This window comes from Bradyrhizobium sp. GW821-FHT13H05 (genome assembly GCF_058804065.1).
In genome coordinates, this window is the sequence record NZ_JBXAPO010000006.1 from 1 (window position 1) to 13961 (window position 13961).

The 13961-nt window shown below is 65.2% G+C and carries 11 protein-coding genes; 2 read left to right on the forward strand and 9 right to left on the reverse strand.

Annotation, left to right across the window (positions count from 1 at the left end; all coding sequences use genetic code 11):
• Positions 1-88: 88 nt before the first annotated feature.
• The 8 genes from AC1RR3_RS19580 to AC1RR3_RS19615 form a co-directional block, all read right to left on the reverse strand.
• Positions 89-544: a MarR family winged helix-turn-helix transcriptional regulator gene (locus tag AC1RR3_RS19580; protein ID WP_492824745.1), complete on the reverse strand. Its 456-nt coding sequence runs from the start codon at positions 542-544 to the stop codon at positions 89-91.
• A 25-nt stretch (positions 545-569) separates the two neighbouring features.
• Positions 570-1274, reverse strand: coding sequence for an ABC transporter ATP-binding protein (locus AC1RR3_RS19585; protein WP_492824746.1), 705 nt, complete (start codon positions 1272-1274; stop codon positions 570-572).
• Positions 1271-2062, reverse strand: a complete 792-nt coding sequence (locus tag AC1RR3_RS19590) for an ABC transporter ATP-binding protein (protein WP_492824747.1) — start codon at positions 2060-2062, stop codon at positions 1271-1273. Before AC1RR3_RS19590 ends, AC1RR3_RS19585 begins: the two co-directional genes overlap by 4 nt.
• A complete protein-coding gene (locus tag AC1RR3_RS19595) occupies positions 2059-3948 on the reverse strand; it encodes an ABC transporter permease (protein WP_492824748.1) in 1890 nt (629 codons plus the stop codon). The genes AC1RR3_RS19590 and AC1RR3_RS19595 overlap by 4 nt, the downstream gene beginning before the upstream one ends.
• A 202-nt stretch (positions 3949-4150) precedes the next feature.
• Positions 4151-5353: an ABC transporter substrate-binding protein gene (locus AC1RR3_RS19600; protein WP_492824749.1), complete on the reverse strand. Its 1203-nt coding sequence runs from the start codon at positions 5351-5353 to the stop codon at positions 4151-4153.
• Positions 5354-5386: 33 nt separating this feature from the next.
• A complete protein-coding gene (locus AC1RR3_RS19605) occupies positions 5387-5971 on the reverse strand; it encodes an amino acid synthesis family protein (RefSeq protein WP_492824750.1) in 585 nt (194 codons plus the stop codon).
• Positions 5972-5998: 27 nt separating this feature from the next.
• Complete coding sequence (locus AC1RR3_RS19610) at positions 5999-6898, reverse strand: UPF0280 family protein (RefSeq protein ID WP_492824751.1); 900 nt, start codon at positions 6896-6898, stop codon at positions 5999-6001.
• Positions 6895-8352: a 6-hydroxynicotinate reductase gene (locus AC1RR3_RS19615; protein WP_492825147.1), complete on the reverse strand. Its 1458-nt coding sequence runs from the start codon at positions 8350-8352 to the stop codon at positions 6895-6897. The genes AC1RR3_RS19610 and AC1RR3_RS19615 overlap by 4 nt, the downstream gene beginning before the upstream one ends.
• A 281-nt stretch (positions 8353-8633) precedes the next feature.
• Between AC1RR3_RS19615 and AC1RR3_RS19620 the strand changes: the two genes are divergently transcribed.
• Together AC1RR3_RS19620 and AC1RR3_RS19625 are read left to right on the forward strand one after the other, a co-directional pair.
• Complete coding sequence (locus AC1RR3_RS19620) at positions 8634-9116, forward strand: (2Fe-2S)-binding protein (protein WP_492824752.1); 483 nt, start codon at positions 8634-8636, stop codon at positions 9114-9116.
• Complete coding sequence (locus AC1RR3_RS19625) at positions 9116-12646, forward strand: molybdopterin cofactor-binding domain-containing protein (protein WP_492824753.1); 3531 nt, start codon at positions 9116-9118, stop codon at positions 12644-12646. Before AC1RR3_RS19620 ends, AC1RR3_RS19625 begins: the two co-directional genes overlap by 1 nt.
• Before the next feature lie 113 nt (positions 12647-12759).
• Here AC1RR3_RS19625 and AC1RR3_RS19630 read toward each other — a convergent pair whose 3' ends face one another.
• The gene (locus AC1RR3_RS19630) at positions 12760-13728 is read right to left on the reverse strand and encodes a catechol 2,3-dioxygenase (protein WP_492824754.1); all 969 of its coding nucleotides are present in this window, start codon (positions 13726-13728) and stop codon (positions 12760-12762) included.
• Positions 13729-13961: the final 233 nt, after the last annotated feature.

Below are 13961 nucleotides of genomic sequence, written 5' to 3' on the forward strand. Positions count from 1 at the left end.
CCTGATCTATGCCAATACCGTCGTACAGCGCGGAACGCCATGGACCGAAAAAGCCGCATAGCCTTTAATGGTTGCTACGAGGCCGCATTCACCTTAGCTTGCTCAACAGCGCCATCAGTGTCTCGCGCTCCCTGGCGTCGAGCGGCGCCAGCGTTTCGCGGGTGATGGCGAGCGCGTTCGGCGCCAGCTTTTCCGCAAGCTGTTGACCGGCGCGCGTCAGGCTCACCAGCAGGCGCCGTCCGTCCTCCGGATCCTGGCTGGTCTCGGTCAGGCCGCGCGCCGTCATCCGGTCGATTACGCCCTTGATGGTCGCGACATCCATCGCGGTCAGTCGTCCGAGCTGGTTCTGCGAGCACGGCCCGGTCTCGGCGAGTTTCGACAGCGCCGCCCATTGCGTCGGTGTCAGGTTGGTACCGATGTCGCGCGAGAAGATCGAGCTGTGGCGCTGCCAGACCTGGCGCAGGATGAAGCCGACCTGCTCGTCGAGCACGTAGGACGATTTGGACGGCTTGACGCTCTTCTTCGCCGCAACACTTCTCGCCATCCGTTCGCTGCCCTTCTCTTTGCCCTCACAACGACAAATGCGCGTCGCGGATATCCGGACGCGCATCAAGCTCGGCCATGGTGCCGCCGAAGCAGATGCGGCCACGCTCGATGATATAGGCGCGATCCGAGATCAGCCGCGCAAAGTGCAAATTCTGTTCGGAGACGACGATGCTGACGCCCTCCTTCTTCATGGTCAGGATGGCATCGACCATCTGCTCCACGATCTTCGGCGACAGGCCTTCCGAGGGCTCGTCGAGCAGCACCAGCGACGGATTGCCCATCAGCGTCCGCGCGATGGTGAGCATCTGCTGTTCACCGCCGCTCATGCGCCCGCCGGGACGATTCTTCATCTCGCCGAGATTTGGAAACAGCGTGAACAACTTGTCGCGCGTCCAGTATGGCGCATTCGGCCGCTTCGGCTGACGGCCGACTTCGAGGTTCTCCTCCACCGTCAGATCGGTGAAGATGCGCCGCTCCTCCGGAACGTAACCGAGGCCGTCGCGCACGATCTCATGTGTAGGACGCACCGAGACATCCTTGCCCTCGAACATGATGCGGCCGGTTCGCTGCGCCACGAGCCCGACGATCGAGCGGAACGTCGTCGACTTGCCGGCGCCGTTGCGGCCCAGAAGCGCCACCACCTCACCCTCGCCGACCTCGAAGCCGATGTCGAACAGGATATGCGCCGGGCCATAGTGACTGTTGAGGTCCTGCACCGTGAGCTTCATGCCGATGCTCCCTCGCGATGCTCGGCATCGTAGAGCAGGCCCTCGCCGAGATAGACGGCCTGCACTTGCGGATTGCTGCGTACTTCGGCCGGCGAGCCCTCGGCGATCAGCGTGCCACGATTGAGCACGATGATGCGATCGGCATGCTCGAACACGACGTCCATGTCGTGCTCGGTGAAGAGCACGCCGATCGATTTCTCCCGCGCGATCTGCGCGGTCAGCCGCATCAGGTCAACGCGCTCGCGGGGCGCCATGCCGGCGGTCGGCTCGTCCATCAACAACAGTCGCGGCTGGTTGGCGAGCGCGACCGCAAGCTCGAGCCGCTTGAGGTCGCCATAGGCGAGTTCGCCACAGGGCCGATCCGCATAGCCACCCATGCCGACCAGCTCGAGCAACCGGCCGGCCTCGCCGCGATCGACATTCGGCGCCGAGCCCCAGAGATTGAACAGCTGCTTCCCATGCGAGATCAGCGCGACCTGCACGTTCTCGCGCACGGTCATGGTGGCGAAGGTCGCGGTGATCTGGAAGGTGCGCCCGACCCCGAGCCGCCAGATCTCGCGCGGCTTCTTGCCGGTGGTCTCTTCGCCGAGCAGGCGGACGTGGCCGGTATCAGGCTTGTTCTGGCCGTTGAGCATATCGAAGCAGGTGCTCTTGCCCGCACCGTTCGGCCCGATCAGCGCCAAGATCTCGCCTGATCGCAGCGAGAACGAGACGCCGCGGACGGCGTGGATGCCGCCATAGGATTTGGTCAGACCTTCGACCGCGAGAAGTGGGGGTGCGAGGCTCATTCGGCAGACTCGATCGGCTTGGCGAGCAAGGAGGATCCCGGCGGCGATGACTTCCTGCGGCGCTGCGCCAGCATCTCGAGCATACCGACAATGCCCTTGGGGAAGACCACGACAATCAGCACGATGAAGCCGCCGAGCACGAGCTTCGACAGATCGGTCTGGCTGACCAGCCAGATATTCAGCGCCTTGTAGACGATGGCGCCGATCACCGCGCCTGACACCGTCTCGACGCCGCCGAGCAGCACCATGACCAGCGCGTCGACCGAAAGCGAGATGCCGAGATTATCAGGGAAGACGCTGCCCTTGAGATAGGCGAACAGCGCACCGCCAATGCCGGCGGTCGTGCCTGCGATCACGAAGGCGGTCCACTGGATGCGCTTGGCGTTGATGCCGACCGCCTCGCTGCGCAACACCGAATCGCGCGTGGCGCGGAGCGCATAGCCGAACGGCGAGAACACCATGACCCGCAGCGCGATGGTGACGAGTGCCGCGACGCCGAGCGCCAGCCAATAGAAATGCGACGGGCTCGCCGCCCATTTTTCCGGCCAGATGCTCAAAATGCCGTTGTCGCCGCCTGTGACACTCACCCACTGGAACGCGATCGACCAGACGATCTGCGCAAAGGCGAGCGTCAGCATGGCGAAATAGACGCCGGACAGCTGCACGGCGAAGAAGCCGAACACGGCGGCGCCCATGCAGCCCAGCAGCGGGCCGAGCAACAGGCACACGATCATCGGCAGCCCCGCCATCTTGGCGAGGAAGGCGACGCCATAGGCGCCGAGGCCGAAATAGGCGGCGTGGCCGAACGACGCGAGCCCGCCGACCGACATCAGGAAGTGCAGGCTGACGGCGAAGATCACGAAGATCGCGATTTCCGAACCGACGGTCAGGGCGTAATTGCCGGCGAACAACGGCAGCGTCGCTGCGATGACCAACGCTGCCAGCGAGGCGAGCCGCTCGTTCGACGTCAGCGGCCGCCAGGGATTGACGGTGAGACCCGGCGTCTTGCGCGCGGCCGCCTCCGGCTTGCCGAACAGGCCCCAGGGCCGCACGATCAGCACCACCGCCATCACCAGGAAGACCAGGATGATGGAGATCTTCGGAAAGATCAGGATGCCGAAGGCGTTGAGCTCGGAGACCAGCACCGCCGCGACGAAGGCGCCGACGATGCTGCCGAGGCCGCCGATCACGACCACGACGAAGACTTCGACGATGATGCGCAGATCCATCGCGTGATGCACGGCGTCGCGCGGGATCTGGAGCGCGCCGCCGAGGGCGGCGAGGAAGACGCCGACCGCAAACACGGATGTGAACAGCCATTTCTGGTTGACGCCGAGCGCTGCAACCATGTCGCGGTCCTGCGTCGCCGCTCGCACCAGCACGCCCCAGCGCGTGCGCTGGAATAGCAGCCAGAGGATACCGAGCACGACCGGGCCGAGCGCAATCAGGAACAGATCGTAGCTCGGGATGTTCTGGCCGAAGAAATCAATCGCGCCCTTGAAGCCCGGCGCGCGGCGGCCGACGAGATCGTCGGGCCCCCAGATCAGCACAACGAGGTCCTCGACCATCAAGGTCAGGCCGAAGGTCGCGAGCAGCTGGAACAATTCCGGCGCATGATAGATGCGGCGGAGCAAGACCATCTCGACGATGACGCCGATCAGGGCCACCGCGAACGCCGCCATGACGATCGCGCCCCAGAAGCCGAACGCGCCCGACAGCCGCTCCGTCAGCGTGAAGGCGATGTAGGCGCCGATCATGTAGAAGGCGCCATGGGCGAAATTCACGATCCGCGTCACGCCGAAGATGATCGACAGGCCCGAGGCCACCAGAAACAGCGACGCTGCGCTGGCGAGACCGGTCAGGAACTGTACGACATAAAAGGCCATCGGCGGTCCGGGTTGAGTGTTGCATGCCGCGGCATGCGAGACTTGGTTCACCTCTCCCCGCTTGCGGGGAGAGGTCGAATTTGCGCAACGCGCAAATTCGGGTGAGGGGGAGTCTCCGCAGGGCTTACTGTCACCTCCCTCGCGGAGGCTCCCCCTCACCCCGACCTTCTCCCCGCAAGCGGGGCGAGGGAGAAGGAAGAGATCAATCCTTCGGCCGCAGCTTCTCGACTTCGGCGTCGCTCGGGAGGTAGTCCGAGCCCTTCTTGTAGGACGAGTCCACCATCACGCCCTTGCCGTCCTTCAGCGCGGTCTTGCCGACGTAAGCGCCGAGCGTCGACTGGTGATCGATCTTGCGGAAGGTAATCTCACCGAGCGGCGACGGCATCGACAGCCCTTCCGCAGCAGTAATCAGCTTCTCAGGATCGGTCGAACCGGCCTTCGCGAGAATAGCGGCGGCCGACTTGATGGTCTGGTAGCCGACGATCGAGCCGAGACGCGGATAGTCGTTGTACTTGGCCTGATAGGCCTTCAGGAACGCATCGTGCTCGGGCGTCTTGATCGAGTACCAGGGATAGCCGGTGACGATCCAACCCTCCGGCGTCTCCTCCTTGAGCGGATCGAGATATTCGGGCTCGCCGGTCAGGAACGACACAACCTCGCGCCCCTTGAACAGGCCGCGGGTGTTGCCTTCACGCACAAGCTTGACGAGGTCGGCGCCAAAGGTGACGTTGAGGATGGCTTCGGGATTGGCGGCGGCAACCGCCTGCACCACCGGACCCGCATCGATCTTGCCCTGCGGCGGCCACTGCTCGTCGACCCACTGGATATCAGGACGCTTCTCCGACATCAGCTTCTTGAACACCGCGACCGCCGACTGGCCGTATTCGTAGTTCGGCGCTATCGTCGCCCAGCGCTTGGCCGGCAGCTTGCTGGCGGCTTCCACCAGCATCGCGGCCTGCATGTAGTTCGAGGGGCGCAGGCGGAAGGTGTACTTGTTGCCCTTGGACCAGGTCACGGCATCCGTCAGCGGCTCGGCCGCGAGGAAGAACACCTTCTTCTGGTTGGCGAAGTCGCTGACCGCAAGACCGATGTTCGACAGGAACGTGCCCGTCAGCATCGCAACGCCTTCGCTCGATACGAGCTCGTTGGCCGCCGTCTGTGCGTCAGCGGGCTTGCCGCCGTCGTCCTTGGAGATGACGACGAGCTTCTTGCCGTTGATGCCGCCGGCCGCGTTGATCTCTTCCACCGCGAGCTGCCAGCCCTTGCGATAGGGCTCGGTGAACGCCGGCAGCAGCGAATAGCTGTTGATCTCGCCGATCTTGATCTCCTGCGCCACGGCCGAATGAGCCATGCCGCCCGCCAGAAGCGCGAAGGCCGCGCCGACGAAGTAATTTCTTGCTCGCATCCCAACCTCCAGTTTTGAACTCTCTCGAGTCTTCTATTTCAGACCGTCTTCGCCCTTGATCTCCGCAACCGTCAGCCCGCCGACGCGCGGCAAGGGACGGCCGCTGTCGGTGACGGCGACCGCGACCATGATCTCGTTGGCGCGCGGCGCGTCATTGACCTGCACTTCCATGCCGTCGAAATGGCTGCGTACGAAAGCCGCGTCCTTGTGCCCAAGCGGAATGTCCAGCGTCGTACCGGGGCCGCTGCGCTTCTTCGACGACGGAATCAGCGCCGCGCCCTTGGTCAGAACCTTGCGCACCGGCGCGCCCATCTTGGGGTGAAGGATTGCGGCGGCATGTTCCAGCTCACCGTTCTCGCCGACGGCCGCGGCCTTGCCGTAACTCTGCGCTTTCGCACCGTCGATGCCGAGCGCCGCCACCGCGCGCTTCGACAAGAGCTCGCCGAGCTCCTCGCCGATCGCAATCAGCGGTGAGAGATCCTCGACATATTTTCCGGCAAAGGGATTTTCGATCACAGCGATCGCCGCCGCGCGCCGGGTCGGCGGCGAAACCTGGCGGCCCATCTCCATCTGCGTCTCTTCGACAACGGTGACGATCTTGCGGATGATCGCGCTCATGATTGTTTCCCCTGGGCTCTTCCCCGCTCAGGCATGAACCGCATTCCCCAGCACAGCCGGGCGCGATCGTTGCCGTTCAATGTCTTTCGGTCCGATGACAAGCATATCACCACTGAGCTGCAACACGGCACCCTCAATCAGCCCGCGATCGAACAATTCCCGTGCACATTCCGCGCCAGATTCCAGCGCAGCCGCGATCTCGCTCTGCGGCAATTCACCGACGTCGCGGGTCACAAGACGCGCGCCGAGATCGGTGTCAGGCTGAAGCTCGTTCGCAGGCGCCCTGATGATGGCGGGATGTCCGGGCAGATCGACAGCATTGGCGATCACGGTCGCCGCCGCATCGGCCTGCGACGCCGTCGCCGCCATCACCGTCACGGCATCGGCGATCCCGAGCGAAAAGCTGCGGCCATGGCGTCCGCTGGTCGCGATGCCGCGCACGGGCTCATCCGCATCGACCCGCATCGCCCGCATCACGCCGTCACGATCGGGGCGATCCATCAGGCCAACCGAAAAATGCTCGCCCGCGCCAAGATGCAGCGCGATGTCGCCGCCATTGTTGACGTAGGCCCGATCGAGCGTCGCAGCGTTCAGCATCGCGCCGAGAATCTCCTCCGCCACGCTGCCGGCCACCGCGGCCATCGGCGTAATGAAGCAGTCGGCGGCAAAGGGGGCCACGGCGGCAGACATGCGCCGCGCAACCACGCCCTTCAGCGAGCACGCCCCTGGCTTCGCCGCCTCGCGCAGCTCGGGCAGCTCCACGCAAAGCTCGTCGAGCAGCCCGGAGAAACGGCGCGCCGCCGCCTCATAAGCCGCACGCACCTCTCCTGCCTCTCCCCTCGCCTCGACGACCAGATCAATTGGACCATCCTGCAAATGCAGCCGCCGGCCATCAGACAGCAATGCGATTTGCGGGACCCTTGTCATGCCCGGGGCCCTGGAATCGGGTTCTGCCAGGGCAACTGTCTGATATCGTCGCCACCCTGCACTTCTGCGAGCGGCTTGACATAATCCATGTGCCCGCCGAGCGCGGCATAGTCGGACAGCTTCATCGTGAACTCGATCGGCGCGACCAGCGCCGGCGTCGGAACATAGCCGAATGCGCCTGAAGGCATCCGCGTCACATCGACCATGTAGGTGATGCCGCCGCCCGGCCAGACATAGACCGGCGCACCGCCGCTGGTGACGCGCGTCAGCGCGTCCTTCACCGAGCGCGTCAGCCGCACCGGATTGTCGGTGACGCCGGCGCGCAAGGAGCCGCCGGCTCCTGCCATGAACAGCACCGTGCACAGCGCCGGCTCGCAATTCTCCTGGATGCGCTCGACCGAGAACTTCAGGTCATCTGGCATCTCGGTCTCGACCGGCTTCAGGGCCTCGTCGAGCACGTAGTAGGACGAATGCTCGCCGGTGGTGGAGACCATCAGCATCGAGAGGCCAGGCTTGGCCTCCTTGGCATCGAACGGCCCGAGGATCGCGAGCGGATCGGAGATGTTGGTGCCACCCCACCCCGTGCCGGGATCGGCGACCTGGAAATAGCGGCCGGGCGTCGAGCGGCGCCCCTTCATCTTGATGCCGGTGTCGGCGATGTCGAGCAGCTTGCCGGCCTGGTGCTCGCTGAGCACGCCGGTGATGTGGTCGTCGACGACAACGACCTCGTCGACCTTGCCGTGCCATTGCTTGGCGAACATGCCGATCGTCGCCGAGCCGCAGCCGACGCGCATGCGCTCTTCTTTCATGCCGTTCACGATCGGCGGCTGGCCGGCCTGCACCACCACGCTTGCGCCGCCGTCGATGGTGAGCTCAACCGCCTTGCAATTGGCGAGGTCCATCAGCGTGTCGCAGGTGACGCGGCCCTCCTTCTTGGAGCCGCCGGTGAGATGATGCACGCCGCCGAGCGATAGCATCTGCGAGCCGTATTCGCTTGTCGTGACGTGGCCGACCGCCTCGCCCTGCGCGCGCACGGTCGCGGTTTCCGGGCCGAGATAGCGGTCGGTGTCGATCTTCACCTTGATGCCGCAATAGGAGAAGATGCCCTCGGTAACGACAGTCACCATGTCGACGCCGTCGATCTCGGACGAGACGATGAACGGCGCCGGCTTGTAGTCGGGATAGGTCGTGCCCGCACCGATCGCCGTGACAAAGGTTGAAGGCTCGTGGACGATCTTGCCGTCCCAGTCCTCGGTGCGGCTGAACGGCACCAGCTTGCCGCCATGCGAGACGGTGCGCTCCAGAATCACATGCGGATCGACGCGAACCAGCTTGCCGTCGTGGTTGGCATAGCGGTCGCAAGCGCCCGCCGCGCCCGGCTTGATGTAGCACATCACCGGACAGGCATCGCAGCGGATCTTGTCGGTGGCGGCGCTCGTTGTTTCCATCACCATGTCAAAGCCAGCGGACAACGCGGTTATCATTCGTATACGAACGATTTTGCGCGCAGCCCCCAGGGCTGTCAAGCGGCGGCGTGCGCGAAAAGCCCCCCTGCCGAATAAAACCTCATTTGCCTCCCGGCTTTGTCCACAAAGCGGGCAATCGCGCTGCACTGCGGCATGGCCGCTTGCACGTTTGTGTACAAACGGTATCGTCACGACGTAGATTTTGAGCGACCTGGAATTTTCGCGATCGCATGGTCGCCAGGACTTGATCAAGCGGCTGGGAAACGAGGATGACGCAGACACCGATCCGCCTCACCGTAAACGGAGGGATCCACGAGGTCACGGCGGAGCGCGCAACGCCGCTGCTCTACGTGCTGCGCAATGATCTCGCGCTCAACGGCGCGAAATACGGCTGCGGCCTCGGCGAATGCGGCACCTGCACTGTCCTGATCGACGGCGCCGCGGCGCGCTCCTGCGTGATTCCGATCGGCGGGTGTGCCGGGCGCGACATCGTGACACTCGAAGGCCTCGGCACGCGCGACAAGCCCGACGTCGTGCAGCAGGCCTTCATCGACGAGCAGGCCGCGCAATGCGGCTACTGCCTCAACGGCATGATCATGACCACCAAGGCACTGCTCGCCATCAACCCGCAGCCATCGGAGCAGGAGGCACTCGCCGCGCTGCGCTACAATCTTTGCCGCTGCGGCACGCATGTCGAAATCCTGCGTGCGGTGATGCGCGCATCGGGCCAACTCGCCGGGGCCGCTGATTGATGGCCTCCCCTGCTTCGAACCGAGCCGAGCAGCCATCGGGTTCGCTCGTCGTCGTCCGCACCGTGGACGAGATCACATCCGAGACTTTTGTCCGCATCACCGCTGATGGATCGGTCAGGGCCTATAACGGCCATGTCGATCTCGGCACCGGCATTCGCACGGCGCTCGGCCAGATCGTCGCCGAAGAGCTCGACGTGTCCTTTGCCCGCGTCGTCGTCGTGCTCGGCGATACCGCCATCGTGCCGAACCAGGGCGCGACCATCGCCAGCGAAACCATCCAGATCACCGCCATTCCCCTGCGCAAGGCCGCCGCCCAGGCGCGGCACTTCCTGATCGCGCGTGCAGCCGAGCGACTGGAGCTGCCGGTTGCCGACCTCAGGATCGAGGACGGCCTCGTGCGGGGGCAAGACAACCGCAGCATCAGCTATGGCGAGCTGATCAAAGGCGAGACCATCCGTCTCGAGCTTGCCGACGACACGCAGGTCAAAGCTGTCGGCGATTACGCCATCGTCGGCCAGTCTATGCCGCGCGTCGATCTTCCCGCGAAAGCCACGGGCGAGCTGACCTTCGTGCACGACATCCGCCTGCCTGGCATGCTGCACGGCCGCGTGGTGCGGCCGCCCTATGCCGGCGTCGATGCCGGTCCGTTCATCGGCACCAGCCTGATCGCGGTCGACGAATCCTCCGTGCGCGACATCCCCGGTCTCGTCGCCGTCGTGCGCATCGGCGATTTCGTCGGAATCGTCGCCGAGCGCGAGGAGAATGCGATTCGCGCCGCGGAGCAGCTCAAGCTGAGCTGGAAACCGACGCCTGCGCTCACCGATCTCTCCGATGTCGAGACCGCGCTGCGCGCCAATCCGTCGACGCCGCGCACGCTGATCGACAAGGGCGACGTCGACAAGGCGATATCAGGCGCGGCCACGCCGATGCGGCGCACCTACGTCTGGCCGTATCAGATGCACGCCTCGATCGGCCCATCCTGCGCCGTTGCCGACGTCCAGGACGGCAACATCCGCGTCTGGTCGGGCACGCAAAATCCCCACCTGCTGCGCAGCGACCTCGCCTTGCTGGTCGAACGCCCCGAGAGCGAGATCGACGTGATCCGCCTCGAAGCCGCCGGCTGCTACGGCCGCAACTGCGCCGATGACGTCAGCGCGGATGCGCTGCTGCTCTCGCGCGCCGTCGGCCGTCCCGTCCGCGTGCAGCTGACACGCGAGCAGGAGCACATTTGGGAGCCCAAGGGCACGGCGCAGCTCATCGACGTCAACGGCGGACTGAACGCCGACGGCGGCATCGCCGGATACGATCTCGCCACGCGCTATCCGTCGAATGCCGCCCCGACGCTGGCGCTGCTGCTGACGGGACGGATCTCGCCCGATCCAGCCGTGCTCCAGATGGGCGACCGCACCGCGATCCCGCCTTACGACTACGACCACATGCGCGTCGTCGCGCACGACATGGCGCCGATCGTGCGTGCCTCCTGGTTCCGCGGTGTCTCGGCGCTGCCGAACACGTTTGCGCATGAATCCTATATCGACGAGGCCGCGACCGAGGCCGGCGTCGATCCCATCGAATACCGGCTGCGCTATCTCAGGGATCAGCGCGCCGTCGATCTCGTCAATGCGGTCGCCGAGCGCGCAGGCTGGAAGCCGCGGCCGGTTCGCGAGGAGAAGGACGGCGAGGTCGTGCACGGGCGCGGCTTTGCCTATGCGCTCTACGTCCACAGCAAGTTCCCGGGCTTTGGCGCGGCATGGTCCGCCTGGGTTGCCGACGTTGCCGTGAACAAGACGACCGGCGATGTCAGCGTCACGCGCGTCGTCGCCGGGCAGGACTCCGGCCTGATGATCAATCCGGACGGCGTGCGCCACCAGATCCACGGCAACGTCATCCAGTCCACCAGCCGCGCGCTGATGGAGGAAGTCTCCTTCGAGCGCGGCGCGGTGGCGGCGCGGGAATGGGGCGCCTATCCCATCATCCCCTTCCCCGAGGTGCCCAAGATCGACGTGCTGCTGCTGCCGCGGCCGGACCAGCCGCCGCTCGGCGTCGGCGAGTCCGCCTCGGTCCCGAGCGCGGCTGCGATCGCCAATGCGATCTTCGATGCCACCGGCGTACGCTTTCGCGAGCCGCCGTTTACGCCGGAGCGCATCCTGAGGGGCCTGTACGGTGAAGCATCGCCGGTGCCGCAGGCCCTGCCCGCTCCGGCCACGCCGCCGCCGTCCCGCATCTGGCAAAATCCGTTCGCCAAACGCGCCGGCCTCTTTGCGACCATTGCGGCCGTCTGCACCGCTGCGATCGGCGTCGGCGCGGCGCTTCTGCCAGGGCGCGCGATCGCGCCGATCTCGCGTCCCGATGCGTCGGTCTATTCCGCCGCGACGATCGCGCGCGGCCAAGAGCTCGCAGCGCTCGGCAATTGCGCGGAGTGCCACACCAGCCTCACGGGCGCGCTCAACGCCGGCGGCCGCGCGCTGGAGACGCCCTTCGGCACGATCTACGCGACCAACATCACGCCAGACGTCGAGACCGGCATCGGGGCGTGGTCGTACCCCGCCTTCGAGCGCGCCATGCGCGATGGGCTGCATCGCGACGGACGGCAGCTCTATCCCGCCTTCCCCTACACGCATTTTTCGAAGACGAGCGAGGCCGATCTCCAGGCGCTCTATGCCTATCTGATGGCGCAGCCCGCGGTGCGCGCAACGGCGCCAGCGAATACGCTGGCATTTCCGTTCAATCTCCGCCCGCTGCTCGCAGGATGGAATGCGCTGTTTCATCAGACGCGTGAGTTCAAGCCCGATCCGGCGAAGTCCGAGCAATGGAATCGCGGCGCCTATCTGGTCGAGGGCCTCGGCCATTGCAGCGCCTGCCATTCACCGCGCAATGCGCTCGGCGCCGAGCAGCGCAACGCCTATCTCGCTGGCGGCTTTGCCGAGGGCTGGGAGGCGCCGCCGCTGACGTCGCTGTCGCATGCACCGATCCCGTGGAGCGAGCACGAGCTATTCGCGTACTTGCGCACCGGCCATTCGCGCTATCACGGTGTGGCGGCAGGTCCGATGGCGCCAATCGTCAGGGACCTCAAAGCCCTGCCCGACCAGGATATCCGTGCGATGGCGATCTATCTCGGCTCGTTCAATGATGGCTCGGCCGACGCTCCGACACAGAATGCGATTGCCGCAAAACTCGAGAGCGCAACGCAAGTCAGCGTCGCGTCCTCCACCGGCGCGCGGCTCTATCAGGGCGCCTGCGCCGTCTGCCACGAAGTTGGCGGCCTGCCGCTGTTCGGCAGCCGGCCGTCGCTGGCGCTCAACAGCAATCTGCACAGCGCGACACCGGGCAATCTCGTGCAGGTGATCCTGCACGGCGTCGCTGATCCCGCATCGAGCGATCTCGGCTACATGCCCGCGTTCAAGGCCAGCATGAGCGACGCGCAGCTCGAGGAGCTCGTCAGTTTCCTGCGCAAGCAGTTCGCGCCGGACAAGCCGGCATGGACCGGCGTGCGCGAGACCATCGCGCGGGTGCGATCGTCGGCACACTAAGGCCTGATGACTTTTGACGGACTCGATCTGGCGGCTGGCTTGGTCACCTCTCCCGCAAGCGGGAGAGGGAGCGCACCGCCCTCGCCGTATGCCTCATTTCATCATGCATTAGATCAGCCGTGCTTCTTCGCCTCGACCGGCGGCGTGCCGTGGGTGTGGAAGGACTCGATCGTCTTCAGGCCCCAGGCTTGGCCCTTCTTGCGCTCCTCCTCGGTCCACACGATCGGCTTCCAGTCGGGCGCAAGGATGAGGCGCGCGCCGGCATTGGCGACCTCGACGCGGTTGCCGCCGGGCTCGTAGACATAAAGAAAGAAGGTTTGCTGGATCGCGTGCTTGTGCGGACCGGTCTCGATGTGGATGCCGTTCTCCAGGAAGATGTCGGCGGCGCGCAGGATCTCCTCGCGGCTGTCGAGCGCATAGGTGACGTGGTGGAAGCGGCCGGGCGTGCCGGAATGGTCGAGCGAATAGGCGAAATCGTAGCTCTTGTTCGACATGGTCAGCCACATCGCGGCTTCCCTTCCATCGTTGAGCACGATCTGCTCGGTGAGGCGGCAGCCGAGATAATTCTCGAAGAACTCGCGGTTGGCCTTGATGTCGACGGCGAGGCAGTTGAGGTGGTCGAGCCTGCGGACATTGACGCCGCGCGCCGGAAAACGCTGCGCCTGGTTCTTCAGCGCGGGCTTCAGCTCCGGCGGCGCCTGATACCATTCGGTCTCGTAATAGAGCTCGACGATGTGCCCGTCGGGGTCGTGGCAGCGGAAGGTCGGCCCCTGCCCCATGTCGCCGTCGATCCAGCCGATGTCGAAGCCCGAGCCTTTCAGCGCGGCAACGCGGCGCTCCAGCGCCTGCTGGCTGCGCGCGCGCAGTGCCATGTGCTCCATGCCTGATGTCTTCGACGCCGTGAGCTTGAGCGAATAGCGCTCGTAATCGTCCCAGCCGCGCAAATACACGGATTCGCCCTTTTGCCCGCTGACGGTCATGCCCATCACATCGACGAAGAATTTCAGGCTCTCGTCCGGCTTGGGCGTCAGCAGCTCCATGTGGCCGAGATGAGCAAGATCGAGGATCGGTTCGGGCTGCATGAGATGTCCTCCAAAACTTGGCTGGCAAGGCGTAGCTGGCGATCCACCGGACCGGATCGCGCATTCGGATGCCGCGCCGCAATTGGCCCATGCGTCCGGGGCGGCACCGAGGCCGCGGGGTTCATTTGTACTAATGTACAAATGATTAGGTCCCGTCAACAAATCAAACCTCGCATCCCCGGGTCACGGGGCGCCCCGACCAACGAGAGCACCATCCCTCGAACGGCGGACTG